Below are 18,606 nucleotides of genomic sequence, written 5' to 3' on the forward strand. Positions count from 1 at the left end.
TTTACAATATATTTGACATTAACTATCAATATAGTTATAATCACGCTCAAATTTTAAAAATAAGAGGCATTATGGAACTTTTAAAACATAACATTGACTATGTAATCATCGGTATTTTGGGCATTATGAGCTTTTTTGTGCTTTGGTATACGATCGAGCGTATCATTTTTTACTCACGCGTCGATATAAATAGCTACAAAAACATCGAAGAGCTTGATGAAGCGCTGACAAAAAATTTAACCACACTTTACATCATCTACTCTAATGCTCCATATATCGGGCTTCTTGGCACGGTCGCTGGCATCATGATCACATTTTATGACATGGGTATGGCTGGTGGCATCGATACAAAAAGTATCATGATCGGCCTATCTTTAGCGCTAAAAGCGACCGCATTTGGCCTACTTGTGGCGATCCCGACGCTCATGATCTATAACGGCTTTGTTAGAAAAGTCGATGTCATGATAAATAGATACAAGGCCGAAAATGCGTCTAAATAAAAAAGATGGGCTAAATATCGTCCCATTTATCGACATCATGCTCGTTTTGCTTGCCATCGTGCTAAGCATCTCGACCTTTATCGCCCAAAGCAAGATCGCAGTCGATCTACCAAGTGCTAAAAGCGCACAGCAGGATAAAGAGGATGAGAAAAAAGTGAGTGTCGTTATCGATAAAGATAATAAATTTTTCATAGATGATGCAGAAATTTCAGAAAATGAGCTGAAAGATAAGCTAAATGCTGTGGATATAAAAACCTTAATCGAACTAAAAAGCGACAAAAACGCTAAATTTGACAGCTTTGTCAAAGTAATTGATATCTTAAAAGAAAAAGGTCACGAAAACTTTGCAATCCAAACAATCTCTGAGTAAAATTTCAAACTATAGCGGCCTAGCGGTATCAGCGATAGTGCATGCAGCGGTGGCTTATTTCTTGCTTTCACATAATTTTAGTGAGATAAAGATAGGCGAGCAAAAACCTATAAAAATAGCTCTAAATTCTTTTACTCCAGTGCCGCAAACTACGGCTCCGCAGATAAGCGAACAAGTGCTAATACCAGAGCCAACACCCCCAGCTCCACCGCCACCGCCCCAGCCACCAAAACCAGAGCCCAAGCCTGAGCCAAAGGTAGAGCCAAAGCCACTACCAAAACCAGAGCCAAAAAAGATAGAAAAGCCTAAACTAGAGCCAAAAAAAGTGGAGAAAAAGCCACTGCCAAAGTCTGAGCCCCGCCCTGAACCTAAAACCGAGCCAAAGGTGGAGCCAACGCCTGCTATCACTGCGCCAGCTCCTACCGCGACTCCAGCACCTGCTGTAAATTCAAATTTACCAGCAAATAACAAATCTATCGCCTCAGCTCCTGCTCAAAAAGTAGCGCAAGAACTAAATTTATCAAACGCACAAAGCGATGAGGACTTTAGCAAGGTCATAGCAGCTGTGAAAAAGTATAAAAGCTACCCAAATAACGCTAGAAGGATGAAGCACCAAGGCGTTGTTGAAGTTAGATTTTTGCTTAAAACAGACGGCAGTATAGACGAGCTAAAGGTTACTAAGAGTTCAGGCTTTGAGTCGCTTGACAACGGTGCTTTAGAAAATGTCAAAAAAGCAATCTCTGAGTTTCCAAAGCCAAAAGAAGCTCGTTATCTTCGCTTTCCTATAGCATTTACATTAAGATAAATTTTAAGCTCATTTGAGCTTAAAATTTCTTATATCAAGTGTTTAGATCAGGATAGTCCCAGCAGTTAAACTTAGCGCTCAAGTCGTCATTTTCCTGCCCTTTGCAGCATAGCCACTCAAGCCCTGCTCGCCTCTCCATAACGACCTCTTCGTCAAGTCCAGCCGCCTTTGTGCCATTTACTCTTGCATTTACGCACGCCCAGTGGTAGCGATAAACTAGATCAAGCTTGCTTAAAATTTCATCCATACTGCGAAGCTTTGAGCGGCTTTTTAGCCCGCCCTCTTTAAAGACATTCATCACAAACTCGCAGTCGCAAATCTTATCCATATCGCCGATATCTTCGGCTATGCCAAGCGCCCAAAGCAAGATCCAAAGCGACTCATATTTCCAGCCCATATTCACAGCCGTGTCCATATCGGCTCTGTCTTCAACGACCTCTTTTTCTTTTACGCTTAGTCCGTCGTAAGCCTCACCCAAAAAGCTCTTTGCCCACGCCATATTTTCTTCGCCCAAAGAGCCCTCATCACGGATCGTGCAAGCACACATGATCGCTGTAAATGAGCAAACTGCGCGCTTTATTATCTCGTCAATATCTCTTGGCGTAACCTCGCTATTTTCATAGCGAAGCGGCAAGCTCTCAAGCACTGCTACGCCCTCTTGCTTTAAAATTTTTATGCTCTCATCTTTTCTTTGTTGTGCTGTTTTTGGCATATCCGCACCTCCTTTAAAAATATCAAACACTCCCATTTCCTACCCAAAAAACTCGGCATTAAATTTCTCTTCGTCGAAATTTTTGCCCAAAAATTTACAAATCTCATCCATATCAGCCCTCGCCGTCTCAAAACAGCTAGTAGCCCCTGGGCTTGGCGTCATGTTAAAGCTTATGCCCTCGCCTGTGCTGATCTTGCCCTCGCCAAGCTCTAGTCTTTTTTTATTGCGGTCGATCACCTGCGGCCTTACGCCACCAAAATTTACAGCGTAACTTAGGTCATTTTCGCTTAGGCTTGGCACGATCTTTCTAGCGTCTTTAACAAATTCTTTTTTGTTGATAAGTGGCACTTCAAACAAGAAATTTCTTAGTATATATGACCTTATGTCCTCGTCTTTTAGTAAATTTGTAAAGACTTCAAGGACGTTTTTGTCAAATTTTAAGCACTTTAAGAAGTCAAAAAAGCTAGAACTTCCGTGAAATCTCTCAAGCTTTGGTATGACAAGGGCTGTTGGGCCAAAGCGAGTGTTGCCATTAGCTAGGATATCTGGGTCGCCGTGGAGTGCGGCAAATGGTAGCTTGTCGTTTTGCACCATATAGACTTTGCCGTTTAGTAGGCGCTTGTTAGCAAAGTAAAAGCTTCCAGCAACTGGCAGCGTGCTAAGATGTAGCCCATAACCCATCTTGTGAGCTAGAAATAACGAGTGCGCTCCAGCATCGACTACGACGTAGTTTGCGGTGATCACTTCGCCCTCATTTATCTTGATGTGAAAGGTATCGCCCACCTTTTTCATATCAGTCACTTCTGAGCTTAGGCTGATCTCATAGCCATCTCCGCCTAAATTTAGCGCATTTTGAACGAGCGAATTTGCCACGCCACCAAAGTCCATCGTCGTATACTGGCCATTTTGCGTGCCAATGGCGATGATATTTTCTGGGCGCTCATTGCCATTTGCGTCAAAAACAACGTTTGGCTCGATCTGCTTTAGCTTCTCTTTGTCATAAATTTCAAGATAAGCAAACAGCTCTTTAAAGCTCTCATATCGCTCCTTGATGCGCTCTACTTCGACATCTCCGATGGCTAGCGTCATCTTTTGATGAGCAAACATATATTTGCCCTCTAAGTTGTATTTTAGGGCGTATCTTACTGGCATATTTGCCACTTGTGAGACCTTTTTTGCCTTTTCTAGCGTGTAGTTTGTCTCGATATCGCCGCAGTGGATGGTCTGTGAGTTTCCCTTGCCGCTTGAATTTAGCGTCGCTACGCCGTCATATTTTTCTAAAAGTGCGACCTTTTTTATATCGCTAAATGCAGCCAACTCGTAAAAGAGTGCCGTCCCGCTAATGCCCGCTCCAACAATTGCCACTTCAAAGTGCTTTTGCCTCATTTTCTCCCCTGAAAGTTTAGTTGCACAAATGATACTATATTAAATTTAAATCAAACAGCAAAAAGCGAGGTGTGAAAAATAGGCTGTGTAAAAGTGAAATTTGGCAAGGCTTTCACCTTGCCATAAAGCTAAAATTTATAAGAGACATTTACTTTGAAATTTCTACCTGGCTCCCAGTCTACGTAGTTTGGATCGCCTGTATAGTCAGCCGTTCTTTGAGACTGCGAAGCGTATGCCTTGTTAAAGAGGTTGTAAATTCCAGCATTTATCTCAAGCCCTTTAAATTTACCGCTACTTGGCGCATAGGTAGCGTAGATGTCGCTAACTGCGTAGCTTGGTATCTTGACATTTTCATTATCGCCAGCTGAGATGGTGTTTTTTGATGCAAAGTAGATTAGGTTGTAGCCTATTAGCGTATCGATCCTTGAAAATGCGTACTCGGCGTTAAATGTGTATTTATCGCCCTGATCTCGGTAGCCGATGATGTTTGAGGTGTAGTAGCTGCCATTTGGTTTAGCGACCCTATCTTTGTATTTTACCTTTTGATGAGTGTAGCTAGCAGCTAGGCTTAGTGCGTCTAAATTTAGCCTTGCAAGTAGTTCAACGCCATTTATATCAGCCCCACCAGCGTTTATCCTGACTAGAGTTTGATTTACACCACCACCTGCTGCGTTGTTATCGACTATTAAATTTTTATATTTTGTCATGAAGTATTTTGCAGATAAGCTATATGAGCTAGCTTCATTTATATCGCCATGATATTTAAGACCAGTTTCATAGCTATTACCAGTCGTTGCTTTTAGATCTTTATTTGCTTCAAAATTTTTTGCTCTACTAGCATACATAGACTCCATGACATCAGGCCCTCTAAAGACTCTTGCATAGCTTACAAATGCGTTAAGCCCTTTAATGATCTCATAATCAAGCGCAAGCGCTGGGGTAAATTCATTAAATTTATATGTGTAGCTCTTTACATTTCCAGCTCTGCCGTCGTAGCTTTTTAGCTCATGGTGCGTATATCTAATGCCTGGAGTAACAGTTAGCGAACTAAAATTTAGCGCATCTTCTGCGTATATTGAGTAGTTATTTACCTTTTCTGGGTAGTGATTGTCTGGTTTGTTGAAATTTTTACTTTGGTAAAACTCAGCGCCGTATCTAAGCGTCTGTGTCAAAGCACCACTCTCGACTACGCTTTTAGCCTTTGCATTTATACCATTTGTCTTTACACCCAAAATTTTTAAGACTGGGTCATCTTTTTTGTGCTCGGTATTGTATACCGTTACATCTAAATTTAGAAGATCGCTAGGCTTATACTCATATTTTAGCGTTGTAGTATCACGTTCATATTTTCGGTTATCAACAGGATATTGCCCAGTATACCAGCTGCCAAACTCGGCTCTCATTGGATACATGCCTTTAAATTCATTATGTTCTCTTGAGATAGAAATTCTATGCGCATCAAGGAAGCTATAACCAAGCTTTAAAAGATAGCTAAGGTCGTTTCCGTCGCCACCTATCTTTCTTTTATTACCACTTTTGCCATAGTCATAGCCCTTGTGATTAATAGCTGCTATAAAGTCAAGCCCTTCAACTGGGGCAGTAAAGAGCATAAGACCTTGAGAAAATTCGCTGTTATTTGAGGCGTATCCAGTCTTTATCTTTGCACCGATCTTCTCGCCGCTTTCTAGCAAGTCTTTTGCATCGACCGTTTTAAAGGCGACTGAGCCACCAAGCGCGCCAGAGCCATTTACGACCGATCTTGAGCCAACCTCGACGTCTATTGCCTTTATGAGATCAGGGTCGATCAGCAAGTCGGCGTTATGGTGAAACGTGTTTCCATTTTGTTTTGCGCCATCTATCGTGATATTTAGACCGCGGTCACTTACGCCTCTCATATAAATTTTTTGATTCATGCCGTTTGTGCCGCCCACATAGACGCCAGGGATGTCCCTCATCACGTCTTTTGCTAGGCCAGCGTTTCTAGTTGAAATTTTGATATCATCAACGCCGTATCCACCGCTGCTACTTGTCACCTCAACACCGCTTAGCACGCGTCTGCTGCGTTTGCACAAACTGCCACGCTTGCTGCAAGAGAGAGCTTAAATAAGCCCTTAAACCTCATCTCTCCTCCTAGTTTGATTATTAAAATTACTATTTTAGTTTATAGTCTAATTTTGAAATTGAATATTATAATTTTAAATATAAATTTCAGGTAAAAATTTAAAATATATGCGATTTTATAGCTATAAATATAGAAATTTTGATTTATTAATGTAGAAAAATAGTAAGCAAATTCTAGTGATTTTATTTAAGAAAAATGAAATTTGGCAAGGCTCTCACCTTGCCATAAAATCTTAGTATGCCCTTTTGTAGGCGTTTTCTATTTTTTCGCTTTCGCCAAATTCTTTCATGGCGCCAAAAGCAAAGTAAGGATTTCTAAGCAGCTCCCTGCCAAGCGCCACACCATCGCAAACATCGCCAAGTAGCAGCGCCTCGCACTCGCTTGCCTTTGTGATGAGACCGACTGCAAAGACTGGGATATTAACTGCATTTTTCACAGCTTTTGCATAGCCAGCCTGATAAAGAGGCGTAAATTTAGGCGCGCTATCAACCTTTGCATAGACTCCGCCAGCTGAGACGTGAATGAAGTCAGCTCCATTTTTCTCTAGCTCACGTGCGAGCTTTACGCTATCTTCTACGTCCCAGTCGCCCTTAAGCCAGCTACTTGCACTTATCCTCACGCCAACTGCGATATTAGCGCCAGCTTTGATTTCTCTTAAAATTTCAAGCAGCAGCCTTATGCGGTTTTCAAAAGAACCGCCGTATTCGTCACTTCGCTTATTTGTGCCAGCACATAAAAATTGATTTATCAAATATCCATGCGCTGCGTGTATCTCCACAGCCTCGTATCCTGCGCTCTTTGCCCTAATGGCCGCCTCCACAAAGCTTTGCTTAACGCTTGCGATATCCTCTGTGCTCATCTCTTTTGGCGTGGCATATTCATCGCTAAATTTGATAGCACTTGGCGCGATGATGCCCTCACAAGTGCCCTTTCTGCCAGCGTGAGCTAGCTGGATGGCCATTTTGGCGCCGTATTTACTGCAGCCTTTTACCAGCTCCGCGTGAGCCTCGATCTGCTCGTCACTCCAAAGCCCAAGGTCTTTTTTGGTGATCCTGCCGCGCGCCTCCACAGCTGTCGCCTCAACAATGATCATGCCGACACCACCGATCGCCCTTGTAGCGTAGTGAAGCTTGTGAAAGCACCTTGGACGACCATCATCTTTTTTGACCTCGTACATACACATCGGAGCCATAATAATGCGGTTTTTGATCTCGATGCCACCTATCTTAAGCGGCGCAAAAAGCTTACTTTGCATGAAATTTCCTTTAAATTTTTTGATTATTTTAGGATATTTGTTTAAATTCTTGGATATGTAGAAATTTACTTCTTGCGACTACAAAAGTGTTTAGTAAATTTTAAATTTAAAAACCTGCTCAAACGAGCAAGCAAGGTTTTAAATTTATGAATTTACTTTGTCAAATTAGGTAAGTGCTTAGTAAATTTTAAAATTTCATGAACGAGTAATTTCGGCTCTAAAATTTGAGCTAAGCTGCAAGCGAAGCCAAATTTTAGTAGTCAATTCTTGCGAGTGAATGGAATTTTAAAATTTGCAAAATAGTGTGTTTTCTTTTTTTGAAAAATGGACTTTAAATTTAAAAGCTTTTCTTCAAAAGGAAGACAAGGGGACTTGAATTACGAAGCCGTCCCCTTATCTCCCTTTATATCCCTCAAACCCCTCGCACGTTAGAGGTAGCATGCTTTAGTGCTTTGCACTGCATGCGGTTAGAAACTCGAGCAAATTTTAAAATTTATGAACGAGCATATCACGGCTCTAAATTTAGTGGTGAGCTTTGCGAGACCTAAATTTAGTAGTCTGCTAAGGCGAGTGAGTAAGATTTTAAAATTTGTAAAGACTACTAAAAATTTATCTATTTCTCGCCCTTAAACAAAGAAGCAAAATACTCATCGATATTAACGCCATCTTTTTTCATATCTTTTAGCCTTAGCCTTATGTCGGCGTCTTGCCAAAGAAGTGGTGGTAGTGCAAACATCACCTTATCAAGGCTAAAATTTCTTACATCATCTCGCCAGCCATCCCAGCGGTAAAGCTCGTAAAATTTAGATATATCCCCACTTAGCGCCCAGTATAAAAACTGCGAGTAGCCAAGCTGCGTATCTTCCCATTTGCCGCTATCTGGTGCGTAGTAAAAGACGTTGCCAGCTTTGCCACCAAAGGCGCCGCCATTTACCACGAAAAATCCGCCCAAAACATCATCCGCCACGAGCAAATAGCTAGGCATCTGCCCTGCTTCGCTAAAGCTTTTGCCAAGGTTAAAGCTGTAAATTCCGCGCTTCATCTGCTCACATCCTGAGCCAATTAGGCGCAGCCAACCGCCATCTATCACTATGCCGCCGCACCCATAAACAAGCGCTCCCATCGGCGATCGAGTGGTGACTTGAAGCCCTAGAAGCTCGCTTTGCGCCCTGCTCTCATCGCGAGGCAAAATTTCATAGTCGTTTTTGGCCTCTTTTAGCCACTCTTCGATCAGCGCCCAGCCTGGCTCATTTGTATCTATAAGCTCGTCTAAAGCTCTCATTTTCTGTCCTTGCGATAAATTTGGTGAAATTTAAAAGAAGAATTTGGCGAGCCTCCCCGCCAAATTTATATCAGTAGATTATTTTGCGTCCCAAGCTAGGATAGTGTTGCCCTCGGCGTCGGTAGCCACGTCGCCCATGCCCATGATGTTGTAGCCGCAATCTACGTAATGAACCTCGCCTGTTACGCCGCTAGCTAGGTCGCTAAGCAGGTACATAGCGCTGTTGCCGACGTCTTCAGTGGTGACGTTGCGTTTTAGCGGGCTATTTACTTCGTTGTAGCGTAAAATCATCCTAAAGTCGCCTATACCGCTTGCGGCAAGCGTCTTGATAGGACCTGCGCTGATCGCATTTACACGGATATTTTTAGCGCCAAGGTCGTGTGCTAGGTAGCGAACTGAGCTTTCAAGTGCTGCTTTGGCAACGCCCATGACGTTGTAGTGTGGCACAAATTTTGGTCCGCCAAGATATGTAAGAGTTAGCACCGAGCCGCCCTCTTTTAGCACCGGTAGGATCGCGCGAGTAAGGCTTAGCAGCGAATAAACGCTAGTGCCCATCGCTATGTCAAATGCCTCTTTTGTGGTATTTACAAACTCGCCCTCAAGCGCTTCTTTTGGTGCGTAAGCCACAGCGTGTACGACAAAATCGATCTCGCCAAGGTCTTTTTTGATTTGATTTGCAAGCCCGTCAAGGTGAGCTTGGTTATTTACATCAAGCTCGTAGACAAATTTGCTACCAAACTCCTCAGCGATTGGCTCTACACGCTTTTTAAGAGCGTCATTTAGGTATGTAAATGCCATCTGCGCACCTTGGTCGTGACAAGCTTTTGCGATGCCGTAAGCTATTGATTTAGCATTAGCGACGCCTACGATTAGACCTTTTTTACCTTTTAGTATCATCATTTCTCCTTTTATTTTGTTTGGCTTTTAAGCGATATTTAAATTTTAAACCAAATTTAATAGCGGCGGTATCGTGAGATGAATTTTAATGTTGTGTAGAAATTTTAGGTCCAGACTAGGCAAATAGCCTGTCGCAGACTTAAAATTTCGAACTCATTAAAAAGCGCTCACGAGACAACGCGTATCAAATTTAAAAAATTATTCGCATCCCAGCTGGCTGTGCCTACCAAAACCCCATCGCAGCTTTTTATACCTGCGATATCAGTGATGTTTGCTGCATTGACGCTTCCGCCGTAAAGTAGCGGCACATTTGCCTTTGTCTTTAAAAAACTTAGCACCTCATCTATCTGCTCTATGCTAGCGCTCTTGCCGGTTCCTATCGCCCATATCGGCTCATAGGCAATAACTAAATTTTTATAATCTAGGTTGATGTTCTCAAGCTGGCGGCTTAGAAATTCTTTGGTCGCACCGCTTTCATTTGTGCTTAAATTTTCGCCGATGCAGTAGATCACATTCCAGCCATTTTTTGCGGCAAAGTCAAATTTCGCTCGCAAAAACTCCTCGCTCTCATTTAAAATTTCACGCCTCTCAGAGTGGCCGATCAGCACATCTTTTATGCCAAATTCATCAAGCATAGCCTTGCCAATCTCGCCAGTAAATGCCCCACTCTCGCACGGGTAGAAATTCTGCGCCCCAAGCCTAAAAATATGCTTTTTTTCATCAAAGGCACTAGCTGGAGCAAATACGCTCACGTCGTCGTTTGCGCTTAAATTTTCGTCTAAAATTTTCGCGTACTCTCTAAAGCTTGCTCTTGTGTGGTTGCACTTTAAATTCGCTAGAAATTTCAAGACCTACTCCTCTTTTCTAAGCGGCTTTATGCCAGGCAGCTCTTTGCCTTCTATTAGCTCCAAGCTCGCACCACCGCCAGTCGAGATAAATGTCATCTCGTCGGCATCTCCTGCGCGCTCGACCACGTCAGCCGTATCGCCGCCGCCAACGACGGTTGTCGCGTGAGTGTCGATGATAGCGTGGCTCATTTTGATGCTACCTTTGCTAAATTTATCCATCTCAAAAACGCCCATAGGTCCGTTCCACCAGATGGTTTGCGCATCGGCGATGACCTCTTTAAATAGCCTAATCGACGCTGGTCCAATGTCAAGCCCCATCCAACCGTTTGGGATCTCTTGAGCTGGGACGTATTTTACGGCACTTTCAGCTGAAAATGTCTGAGCAGCGACGACATCTACTGGCAAGTAAATTTTCACTCCTAGCTCTTTGCCTTTTTGTAAAATTTGCCTTGCATCTTCGATGAGCTCTTCTTCAAGGAGCGAATTTCCGATGTTTTCGCCAAGTGATTTTAAAAATGTAAATGCCATACCGCCACCAATTATCAGCTTATCTACGCGTGGCAGAAGGTTATGCAAGGCTTGAAGCTTGCCACTCACCTTTGAGCCGCCCACGACTGCGACAAATGGACGTGATGGATGTTTTATCAAATTTTGAGCGAAATTTATCTCTTTTTGTAGTAAAAATCCCGCTGCTTTGTGCTTTTCATCATAAAATTTAGTGATCGCTTCAACCGATGCGTGAGCTCTGTGGCAAACGCCAAATGCGTCATTTATGTAAAATTCGCCAAATCCTGAAAGCTCTTTTGCCAAAGCCTCATCGTTTTTGGTTTCGCCCTTTTCAAAGCGTAAATTTTCTATCATTAAAATTTCGCCAGCCTTTAGAGCCGCAGCCTTTGCTTTAGCGTCATTTCCGATCACATCTTCAGCAAATATCACCTCTCTATCAAGCAGCCTTGATAGCCTTTTTGCGACGCCTTGAAGTGAAAATTTCTCTTCATAGCCGTTTTTTGGGCGTCCGAGGTGACTAGCCAAAACCACGCTGCAGCCATTATCCAAGCAGTAGCGGATAGTTGGTATCGCTGAGCGGATCCTGCGATCATCAGTGATGTTTAAAAACTCGTCCATAGGTACGTTAAAATCGCACCTTATAAAGACTTTTGCACCATTAAGCTCAAGGTCGTTGATCGATAAAATATCACTCATTTTTTACCCTTTAAATTTACTTTGTAGCCACGATCTTAGCAAGATCAACAAGCCTTGTTGAGTAGCCCCACTCGTTGTCGTACCACGCAAAAACCTTCACCATATCATCAGCGATAACCTGCGTGGTGTCGCTCGCTACGATGCTGCTAAAGGTGCTTGTGCAAAAGTCGCTACTAACTCTGTAGTCGTCATCAACGAATAAAATTCCCTTTAAATTTGACTCCGCAGCCGCTCTAAATGCCTCGTTTATCTCCTCTTTGCTAGCTGGTCTTTTTAAAACCGCCGTTAGATCGACCATCGAGACGTTTGCCACTGGCACGCGCACTGCTTGGCCGTGCAGCTTGCCGCTTAGCTCTGGGAGCACTTTAGCGATCGCCTTTGCAGCTCCGGTTGTTGTTGGTCCGATATTTAGCGCTGCAGCGCGTGAGCGGCGAAAATCTTTAGCCTTTACATCAACTAAGCTCTGACCATTTGTATATGCATGGATCGTAGTCATTAGCCCCTTTACGATGCCAAATTTATCATTTAGCACTTTTGCCACTGGAGCTAGGCCGTTTGTGGTGCAGCTTGCGTTTGAGACGATCGCTTCGTCCGCGTATTTATTGTCATTTACGCCAACTACAAATGTCGCAGTGTCGTCTTTTGCTGGAGCGCTCATGACGACTTTTTTGACGCCGCGAGCAAGATATGGCTCACATTTTTCAGTGGTTAAAAACTTGCCAGTGCACTCTAAAACCACGTCTACGCCGTAGTCTGCGTAGCTAAGCTCGTTTAGATCTCTTGTAGAAAAAACTCTTATCTTTTTGCCATTTACTTCTATAAAATCGTCGCTTATCACCTTAACGTCTTGCTTAAATTCGCCATGCACGCTGTCGTATTTGAGCAAATACCTAGTCATATCCCTTGTTGCGGTGTCGTTAATAGCGACAAGCTCAACATCATCACGCTCTAAAATAATACGAGCGGCACACCTACCGATACGCCCAAAGCCGTTTATTGCTACTTTAACTGACATCTTAGCTCCTTTTGATATAATTACGCCTAATTCTACAAAAAAGAATTTTAAAACAAATATAAACAAGGCACTTTAATAGATGAAGTTAGCACTTTTTGGCGGGAGCTTTGATCCGGTTCATTTAGGACACGATAGCATTGTGAAAATGGCACTAAGCGGCCTTGATATCGACAAGCTCATCATCATGCCAACCTTTATAAGTCCCTTTAAGAGCGAATTTTCAGCTCCGCCAGAGCTTCGCCTAAAGTGGATAAGAGAAATTTGGGGCGGCCTAGAGAAGGTCGAGATCTCAGACTATGAGATAAATTTAGCTCGCCCAGTGCCTACCATAGAGACGGTTAAGTATTTGTATGAGAAATTCAAGATAGAGAAATTTTATCTCATAATAGGCGCGGACCACCTAGCCACGCTTGATAAGTGGCACGGCTACGAGGAGCTAAAAAATTTAGTGCAGTTTGTGATCGCCAAGCGCAATCACATAGAAATTCCACGTAATTTACAAAAAATGGACGTGCACGTCAATGTTAGCTCGTCGCAGATCAGGCACCAAAAGGGGCTTGATGAGCTGCCTAGCGAGATAAAAGATGATATTATAAATTTTTACCAAGGATTAAAGATGCAGGAAAGATCGATGCAAGAGCGCACCGAAAGTATAGTTAAGGTTTTAGACGCGAAAAAGGCTGAAGAGATACAAGTGTTTGATATGAGCGGGGATGATTATTTCGTAAAGGCCGTAGTTATCGCTACTACGCTTGGCGAGAGGCACGCTTACTCGCTAGGAGAAGACCTAAAAGAGGAGCTTAAGCCTCTTGGAGAGAAATTTATAGGCACAGAGAGCTCGCCTGACTGGATCGTGATGGACCTTGGCGACATCTTGATACACCTTTTAAGCCCAGCTTACAGGGCAAAATATAACATCGAAGAGTTTTTGCAAAAGCTAAAAACTAGCAAAGAATCTTAACAAAGACAAGCGATGAGCAAATAAGCCATAAAAATATAAAAAATGCTAACAAAAATGGCTTTTTGCCCGTCGCTTTAAATATACTTCTATCTATCCCAAACCCCAAAGCACACATCGCAACGCAAAGGCAGATGCTAGCTGAGAGCTTTAAAATTTGTACCAAATTTTCAGGGAAAAATGGCAAAGACCTAACGCAGATCGCCACTAGGAAAAATAGCGCAAACCATGGTATGCTCTTTAGCTTTGAGGCGTCACTATTTTGGCTTAAATTTAAGAAATTTAGCAAAAACAAAAATGGCACAAGCATGATGACGCGAAGCATTTTTATGATGACGGCGGTGCTGCTTGTTGCGCTATCAAATGCTGCTGAGGCTGCCACTACATGGGCTACTTCGTGAAGTGAGCCACCGATAAAAAAGCCAGTTTGGTGCGGCGTGAGAGCTAGAAATTTAGCGATAAATGGATAGATAAACATACCAATCGTCCCAAAGAGTACCACCGTGCAAATGGCGATAGCAAGCTTGTTTGCGTCTGCTTTTATCTCATTTTGAGTAGCCATAACAGCAGCTGCGCCGCATATACTTGCCCCCGAGCCAATGAGCACGGCGCTATCCTTGCTAAGCCCCAAGGCTTTGGCGGTAAAAAGTGCAAAGCAAAAGGTCGCAAATACCATAAACGCTGCGTATATCACGCCAATAGTACCGACACTTGCGATCTCGCTAAGGCTTATGTTAAAGCCAAAAAGTATGATGCCTAGCCTTAAAATTTGCTTCCCAGCGATCGCCACGACGCCACTACTTTTTAAAATTTGAGTTTGTTTGGTGAAAAGATTTGCAAAAATGGCGCCAAGAATGATCGAGATGATGAGCGGGCTAGTGTGAAATTTAGCCAAGGCCGTGTTTGAGAGCGCAAAAGAAATGGCACAGATCAGCGCTAGAACGAGCACAGCAAGAAATTTATGAGACATATTTTAACCTTAACTCTTTTTTTAAAAATGCAATTAGCACGTTTGGGTATAATTAGACGAATTTTATAATGCAAATTTAAAATAAAGATAAAGGGATAGGCCTATGATCATCCTTGGCGAAAAATATACTTTCACCAAACTCGAGCTAGAGAAGCTTAGGAAGAAATTTGGCCAAGTGAATTTTTTATCCCATGAAAATAGCGACGCTAAAGCTTTGCGAAGCGCACTAGAAAATCTCATAAAATCAGGCGATCAAAGGCTGATCGTACTAAATACTGCAAAGCCAGTTGATGGCAAGCTGGTGAGATTTCTCACACTTTTGCAGTTTAAGACGAAGTATAAAAAGATCAAATTTCTAAATGTGGAGAGCTTTTTAGAAATTTATCTGCAAAAGTGCTACATCCCAGAAAATGGTGAAAATTTAAACTTTTTAAACGATATCAAGCCTTATAATGCCTTTGAATACGTCTTAAAACGCGTGATCGACTATGTAAGCTGCTCGATGCTTCTTGTGATGCTTTTTGTGCTTAAATTTTATGTAAAGAAAAAGATAGATGAGCAGTCGCCTGGTAGCCTTTACTTCTTGCAAAATAGGGTTGGACTGGGCAACAAAGAATTTGAATGTATCAAATTTCGCTCGATGGTAGTTGATGCTGAAAAAGATGGGGCAAAATTTGCTAGCAAAAACGATGAGAGAGTCTTTGAATTTGGCGAATTTATGCGTAAAACTCGCATAGACGAGGTACCACAGTGCATAAATGTGCTTCGCGGGCAGATGCACCTAATAGGCCCAAGGCCAGAGCGAAGATACTGGATAAATTTCTTTGAAAAAGAGATCCCCTACTACAATGAACGCCACATCGTCCGCCCTGGCATCACCGGCTGGGCACAGGTAAACTACCCTTACGGCGCAAACACTCACGACGCCAAACAAAAACTGATGTATGATCTTTACTACATCAAGCACTGGTCACTTTGGCTGGAGATAAAGATAATAGCAAAAACTATTGCTATTATCTTTGAAAAAAAGGGAGTTTAGCCTATTTATTTTTGTATTTGATTATGCCATTATAGGCATAAAATGCAAAATAATATAAGCTTTTTAAAAAACTTAGTTTTTCTATCTCTCTATAAATTTTCCACTGGTATTTGGCTGCTTTTACTTTGTTTGAAGATACTGAATTTTTACGAATTCTATAGGTAGCCAGTGGCTCTAAAATACCCATAGTCTTACCAATAAGCTTTAATATCTTTAGCCACAATCCATAATCTTGTCTTTTTAAGATCAATGGCATATATTGTTTACCTATTTTTTCTGTGTCATATATCGCAGTTAAGCATCCTACACTACATGTTTTTAACATATCGAAATACGAAATTTTATCTTTTGTGATAAAAAGACCCAAGTCCTCATTATCCTCTCCAACAAGCTTGTACGAACTATATGTAAAAGCTAAATCATTATCTTGCATAAATTTTATTTGCTTCTCAAGCTTATTTGGCAACCATACATCATCGGAGTCCAAAAAGGCTATATACCTGCCATTTGCAGTCTCAATTGCCATATTTCTCGCTATGGCTGGTCCGCTATTTTTTTGTAATTTTATTAATTTTATACGGCAGTCGCTATCAACATACTTTGTTATTATCTTATTTGAATCATCTGGCGAACAATCATCTACAATTATTAGCTCCCATTTAGAATATGTTTGCGCCAGAACTGACTCTACCGACTCTACAATAAATTTTTCAGAGTTATATGACGGCATAATAATCGTAACACTCATTGTGCTCCCTTGCTGTCAAATACATTTTTATATCCATTACCAAAGACGTTACCAGAATAAAAAGATCTAGCTTGTTCTCCACTAACACTATCGCTAAAAAAACTATAGTTGTATTTGTGATAAACATCTTTGTCATATCCCATCAAGTCCAATACGGATGGGAAAATCATAAAATGGCTATATATATTTTTATCAAATTTATATTTGCTAGTGATATCTTTTGCAAAAAGTAATATAGGAACGGTTGCCGTTGTCTTTGGTGGATTTAGCTCCATGCCATAGTGCATAGTTGTGCCACTCTCAGCTATGTTAATCCCATGATCAGAAGTATAAATAATCATCGTATCATCCAAAGAGATATTGCTTAATAATTCTTTAAAGAATCCATCCATGCTCCATCTTAGACTATTTACATATGTGTTTATAGCTCTATCTCTATTGCTAAATTCAACAGACTCCATATTTTCAAGGACGGGCGAAAAGGTGGCTGAATTTTCTGGATAGTTCATCTTCCATGGAACATGAGAGCCATATTTCACGATGTAAATAAAATTATGATCATTTGATGATAGTATTGTCTTTATTTTTGGTATCAGCTTTCTATCCAAATAATAAAAAGGCTTTCTCTCTTTAATAGTAAAATATTCATCTATGTATTCTAGATCGTAGCTAGACATAAAATTTTGTAGCTGCTGATACTCCACCTGACTATCTAGATAGTATGTGTGAAAATTTGCATTTTTTGCATATTGAAATATATTGGGAATTGCCAATGTGGCAAATTTATTATCTGGCAAATCTCGCATCTGAACACCATTTCTTATTATGTATTGAGATGGCGCAGAGTTGTTACCACCAGAAGAAGCTATGCCTAAACTAACGACACTATCATATGTATCAAGAAAAGGAGTGGTCTGTATGTTAAATCCATTGATAGATAGATAATCCCCTCTTACACTTTCATCAACAATTAAAATAATATTCTTATATTTTGCAGCACTATCTGGGTGGATAGTCAAAGCATCCCTTGCTTTAAATTTGATATCAAAATAGCCATTATGCTTAGCTGCATATACATACATAGGGATCTTTGTAAAAAAAGGATACTCATGCGCCGCATATGCTGATTTATTATAAACCATATATGAACCTACTAGTGAAAGTGGCAACATAATAATAGGAATGTAGAAAAATTGAATATCTATAAATTTTCGTATGATTTTTATCGCGAATAAGATAGCTACAGATATTAGTAACGACATTATTATTGCTCCGGAATATGCCCAAAAAGCACCTAGTATATGAGATGTTTCATGATAGGCAAGTACTATTTGGTGCATAGAAATTCCAGTACCATTTCTATCGATAAGATAATATACAATATCCACATTAAGTAAAATAAATAATGCAAATATCAAAATTTTAAATGTCGCACCATTTTTCATAAATAAGATAAATATAAGATTAGCAAATACAAATAAGTAAGATGCAACATATATTGATACTTTTAGCAACCCCTTAGGTCCATGCGGTTGATACAACACATCAATAATATTAAAAAAAGCAAAATTACTCAACGAATTTATACCAACAAAAACAACAAGCGAACATAAAAATAATAACAAATATTTACTCAATAATTTTTTTGTAATCATAGACCAAATCCTCTATACTATTTAAAGTTTTATGCTTTACATTTTTACTGTTTTTAGCATCCAGGATCGCCTGAGACAATCCAACTATATCGCACTTTCTAACGATTTTACCATACTCATCATTACCGATCAACTCTTTTGATCCGGCCTTAAAATCAAAAGAAATGATTTTAAGATTATCAAAGACCATCGCTTCAGCTAGCGCATTTGGATATCCTTCATATAGTGATGTAAAAGCAAATATATTGGCTCTAGATAGATATTTATATGGATTTTTTTTATATCCCAATAAAAAAACAGAATCGCTTAACCCAAGTTCAGAAGTCAGCCTCTCCAAATACTCACGCAAAACCCCTTCTCCGATTATAAAAAGACAGTAGCTTGATCTATTTGACAACATTGCAAATGCTTTAATAAGATACTCTTGTCCTTTTTGTTTGTCCAGTCTACCAACATTAATGATGACCTCCTTTTCAGCAAAAAAAGGAAGTAACTCTGTTTCTATCTCCTCTTTTCCGAGCCGAGTAATACTTTTAGTATCATAAGCGTTTTCTATAACCGTAATTTTATCCCTATCACAATTATAAAATTGAGCAAGCCCTTCTTTAATATCTACAGAATTGCAAGTAATGGCGTCGGCCTTATTGTAAAGTGCTTTTATGGCGTTGTTAAAGAAAATTTTTTTAAAATCCTGCTCAAAAAAATCTTTCGTATATATTCTTTCACTTATGATGCTTTTAAATTTTTTAAACATTAGCTTAGATAAACAATTTATTATGTTTGAGCGGTGTTGAAACGATAAGACAACATCTATATTTAAATTTTTAATTAAGCCTACTAG

The 18,606-nt window shown here is 40.7% G+C and carries 18 protein-coding genes; 5 read left to right on the forward strand and 13 right to left on the reverse strand.

What is annotated here, in order from left to right; translation table 11 throughout:
* The first annotated feature begins 71 nt into the window (after positions 1 to 71).
* Genes exbB through F3G86_RS07500 form a run of 3 tightly spaced genes read left to right on the forward strand, consistent with a single transcriptional unit; the run spans position 72 to position 1,675 of the window.
* A complete protein-coding gene (gene exbB / locus F3G86_RS07490) occupies positions 72 to 500 on the forward strand; it encodes a TonB-system energizer ExbB (RefSeq protein WP_149723502.1) in 429 nt (142 codons plus the stop codon).
* On the forward strand, positions 487 to 870 hold the full coding sequence (gene exbD / locus F3G86_RS07495; RefSeq protein ID WP_149723503.1) for a TonB system transport protein ExbD: 384 nt from the start codon (positions 487 to 489) through the stop codon (positions 868 to 870). The genes exbB and exbD overlap by 14 nt, the downstream gene beginning before the upstream one ends.
* Complete coding sequence (locus tag F3G86_RS07500; RefSeq protein WP_411160690.1) at positions 845 to 1,675, forward strand: energy transducer TonB; 831 nt, start codon at positions 845 to 847, stop codon at positions 1,673 to 1,675. Before exbD ends, F3G86_RS07500 begins: the two co-directional genes overlap by 26 nt.
* A 34-nt stretch (positions 1,676 to 1,709) precedes the next feature.
* Here the strand turns inward: F3G86_RS07500 and F3G86_RS07505 are convergent, their stop codons facing one another.
* From F3G86_RS07505 to gap, 9 genes are all read right to left on the reverse strand, one after another.
* Positions 1,710 to 2,387, reverse strand: coding sequence for a DUF4272 domain-containing protein (locus F3G86_RS07505; RefSeq protein ID WP_103608886.1), 678 nt, complete (start codon positions 2,385 to 2,387; stop codon positions 1,710 to 1,712).
* A gap of 39 nt (positions 2,388 to 2,426) precedes the next feature.
* The gene (locus tag F3G86_RS07510; protein ID WP_103608881.1) at positions 2,427 to 3,773 is read right to left on the reverse strand and encodes an FAD-dependent oxidoreductase; all 1,347 of its coding nucleotides are present in this window, start codon (positions 3,771 to 3,773) and stop codon (positions 2,427 to 2,429) included.
* A gap of 128 nt (positions 3,774 to 3,901) precedes the next feature.
* Positions 3,902 to 5,845 (reverse strand): TonB-dependent receptor domain-containing protein, encoded by a 1,944-nt coding sequence (locus tag F3G86_RS07515; RefSeq protein WP_223228579.1) that lies wholly within the window; start codon positions 5,843 to 5,845, stop codon positions 3,902 to 3,904.
* Positions 5,846 to 6,127: 282 nt separating this feature from the next.
* The gene (locus F3G86_RS07520; protein WP_149723504.1) at positions 6,128 to 7,150 is read right to left on the reverse strand and encodes an NADH:flavin oxidoreductase/NADH oxidase; all 1,023 of its coding nucleotides are present in this window, start codon (positions 7,148 to 7,150) and stop codon (positions 6,128 to 6,130) included.
* A 613-nt stretch (positions 7,151 to 7,763) separates the two neighbouring features.
* Positions 7,764 to 8,432, reverse strand: a complete 669-nt coding sequence (locus F3G86_RS07525; protein ID WP_149723505.1) for a DUF2625 family protein — start codon at positions 8,430 to 8,432, stop codon at positions 7,764 to 7,766.
* A gap of 78 nt (positions 8,433 to 8,510) precedes the next feature.
* Entirely contained in the window at positions 8,511 to 9,329 is an 819-nt protein-coding gene (gene fabI, locus F3G86_RS07530; protein ID WP_149723506.1) for an enoyl-ACP reductase FabI, read from the reverse strand.
* A 167-nt stretch (positions 9,330 to 9,496) separates the two neighbouring features.
* The gene (locus tag F3G86_RS07535; protein WP_149723507.1) at positions 9,497 to 10,177 is read right to left on the reverse strand and encodes a triose-phosphate isomerase; all 681 of its coding nucleotides are present in this window, start codon (positions 10,175 to 10,177) and stop codon (positions 9,497 to 9,499) included.
* 3 nt (positions 10,178 to 10,180) lie between these two features.
* Positions 10,181 to 11,380: a phosphoglycerate kinase gene (locus F3G86_RS07540; protein ID WP_149723508.1), complete on the reverse strand. Its 1,200-nt coding sequence runs from the start codon at positions 11,378 to 11,380 to the stop codon at positions 10,181 to 10,183.
* 16 nt (positions 11,381 to 11,396) lie between these two features.
* A complete protein-coding gene (gap, locus tag F3G86_RS07545; RefSeq protein ID WP_149723509.1) occupies positions 11,397 to 12,395 on the reverse strand; it encodes a type I glyceraldehyde-3-phosphate dehydrogenase in 999 nt (332 codons plus the stop codon).
* A 79-nt stretch (positions 12,396 to 12,474) separates the two neighbouring features.
* On the opposite strand from gap, the gene nadD reads away from it, so the two are divergent.
* Positions 12,475 to 13,356 (forward strand): nicotinate (nicotinamide) nucleotide adenylyltransferase, encoded by an 882-nt coding sequence (gene nadD, locus F3G86_RS07550; RefSeq protein WP_149723510.1) that lies wholly within the window; start codon positions 12,475 to 12,477, stop codon positions 13,354 to 13,356.
* On the opposite strand, the gene F3G86_RS07555 is transcribed toward nadD, so the two are convergent.
* Complete coding sequence (locus F3G86_RS07555; protein WP_149723511.1) at positions 13,340 to 14,323, reverse strand: YeiH family protein; 984 nt, start codon at positions 14,321 to 14,323, stop codon at positions 13,340 to 13,342. The two genes, nadD and F3G86_RS07555, sit on opposite strands and share 17 nt — an antisense overlap.
* A gap of 103 nt (positions 14,324 to 14,426) precedes the next feature.
* Between F3G86_RS07555 and F3G86_RS07560 the strand changes: the two genes are divergently transcribed.
* Positions 14,427 to 15,362 (forward strand): sugar transferase, encoded by a 936-nt coding sequence (locus F3G86_RS07560; protein WP_149723512.1) that lies wholly within the window; start codon positions 14,427 to 14,429, stop codon positions 15,360 to 15,362.
* 1 nt (position 15,363) lies between these two features.
* Here F3G86_RS07560 and F3G86_RS07565 read toward each other — a convergent pair whose 3' ends face one another.
* From F3G86_RS07565 to F3G86_RS07575, 3 genes are all read right to left on the reverse strand, one after another.
* On the reverse strand, positions 15,364 to 16,110 hold the full coding sequence (locus F3G86_RS07565; RefSeq protein ID WP_149723513.1) for a glycosyltransferase family 2 protein: 747 nt from the start codon (positions 16,108 to 16,110) through the stop codon (positions 15,364 to 15,366).
* The gene (locus F3G86_RS07570; RefSeq protein ID WP_149723514.1) at positions 16,107 to 17,765 is read right to left on the reverse strand and encodes a sulfatase-like hydrolase/transferase; all 1,659 of its coding nucleotides are present in this window, start codon (positions 17,763 to 17,765) and stop codon (positions 16,107 to 16,109) included. The genes F3G86_RS07565 and F3G86_RS07570 overlap by 4 nt, the downstream gene beginning before the upstream one ends.
* Positions 17,740 to 18,606 (reverse strand): glycosyltransferase (locus F3G86_RS07575; protein WP_188116442.1); only part of this gene is annotated, 867 nt, incomplete at its 5' end. The genes F3G86_RS07575 and F3G86_RS07570, both read right to left, overlap by 26 nt.

The sequence above is a fragment of the Campylobacter concisus genome (genome assembly GCF_902460595.1).
Classification (GTDB): Bacteria; Campylobacterota; Campylobacteria; order Campylobacterales; family Campylobacteraceae; genus Campylobacter_A; species Campylobacter_A concisus_BL.

Excerpts from the sequence above, each read along its gene's own strand:
- exbB (WP_149723502.1), top strand. The coding sequence starts at position 72 with ATGGAACTTTTAAAACATAACATTGACTATGTAATCATCGGTATTTTG.
- exbD (WP_149723503.1), top strand. The coding sequence starts at position 487 with ATGCGTCTAAATAAAAAAGATGGGCTAAATATCGTCCCATTTATCGAC.
- F3G86_RS07505 (WP_103608886.1), bottom strand. The coding sequence starts at position 2,387 with ATGCCAAAAACAGCACAACAAAGAAAAGATGAGAGCATAAAAATTTTA.
- F3G86_RS07510 (WP_103608881.1), bottom strand. The coding sequence starts at position 3,773 with ATGAGGCAAAAGCACTTTGAAGTGGCAATTGTTGGAGCGGGCATTAGC.
- F3G86_RS07520 (WP_149723504.1), bottom strand. The coding sequence starts at position 7,150 with ATGCAAAGTAAGCTTTTTGCGCCGCTTAAGATAGGTGGCATCGAGATC.
- F3G86_RS07525 (WP_149723505.1), bottom strand. The coding sequence starts at position 8,432 with ATGAGAGCTTTAGACGAGCTTATAGATACAAATGAGCCAGGCTGGGCG.
- fabI (WP_149723506.1), bottom strand. The coding sequence starts at position 9,329 with ATGATACTAAAAGGTAAAAAAGGTCTAATCGTAGGCGTCGCTAATGCT.
- F3G86_RS07540 (WP_149723508.1), bottom strand. The coding sequence starts at position 11,380 with ATGAGTGATATTTTATCGATCAACGACCTTGAGCTTAATGGTGCAAAA.
- gap (WP_149723509.1), bottom strand. The coding sequence starts at position 12,395 with ATGTCAGTTAAAGTAGCAATAAACGGCTTTGGGCGTATCGGTAGGTGT.
- nadD (WP_149723510.1), top strand. The coding sequence starts at position 12,475 with ATGAAGTTAGCACTTTTTGGCGGGAGCTTTGATCCGGTTCATTTAGGA.
- F3G86_RS07555 (WP_149723511.1), bottom strand. The coding sequence starts at position 14,323 with ATGTCTCATAAATTTCTTGCTGTGCTCGTTCTAGCGCTGATCTGTGCC.
- F3G86_RS07560 (WP_149723512.1), top strand. The coding sequence starts at position 14,427 with ATGATCATCCTTGGCGAAAAATATACTTTCACCAAACTCGAGCTAGAG.
- F3G86_RS07565 (WP_149723513.1), bottom strand. The coding sequence starts at position 16,110 with ATGAGTGTTACGATTATTATGCCGTCATATAACTCTGAAAAATTTATT.
- F3G86_RS07570 (WP_149723514.1), bottom strand. The coding sequence starts at position 17,765 with ATGATTACAAAAAAATTATTGAGTAAATATTTGTTATTATTTTTATGT.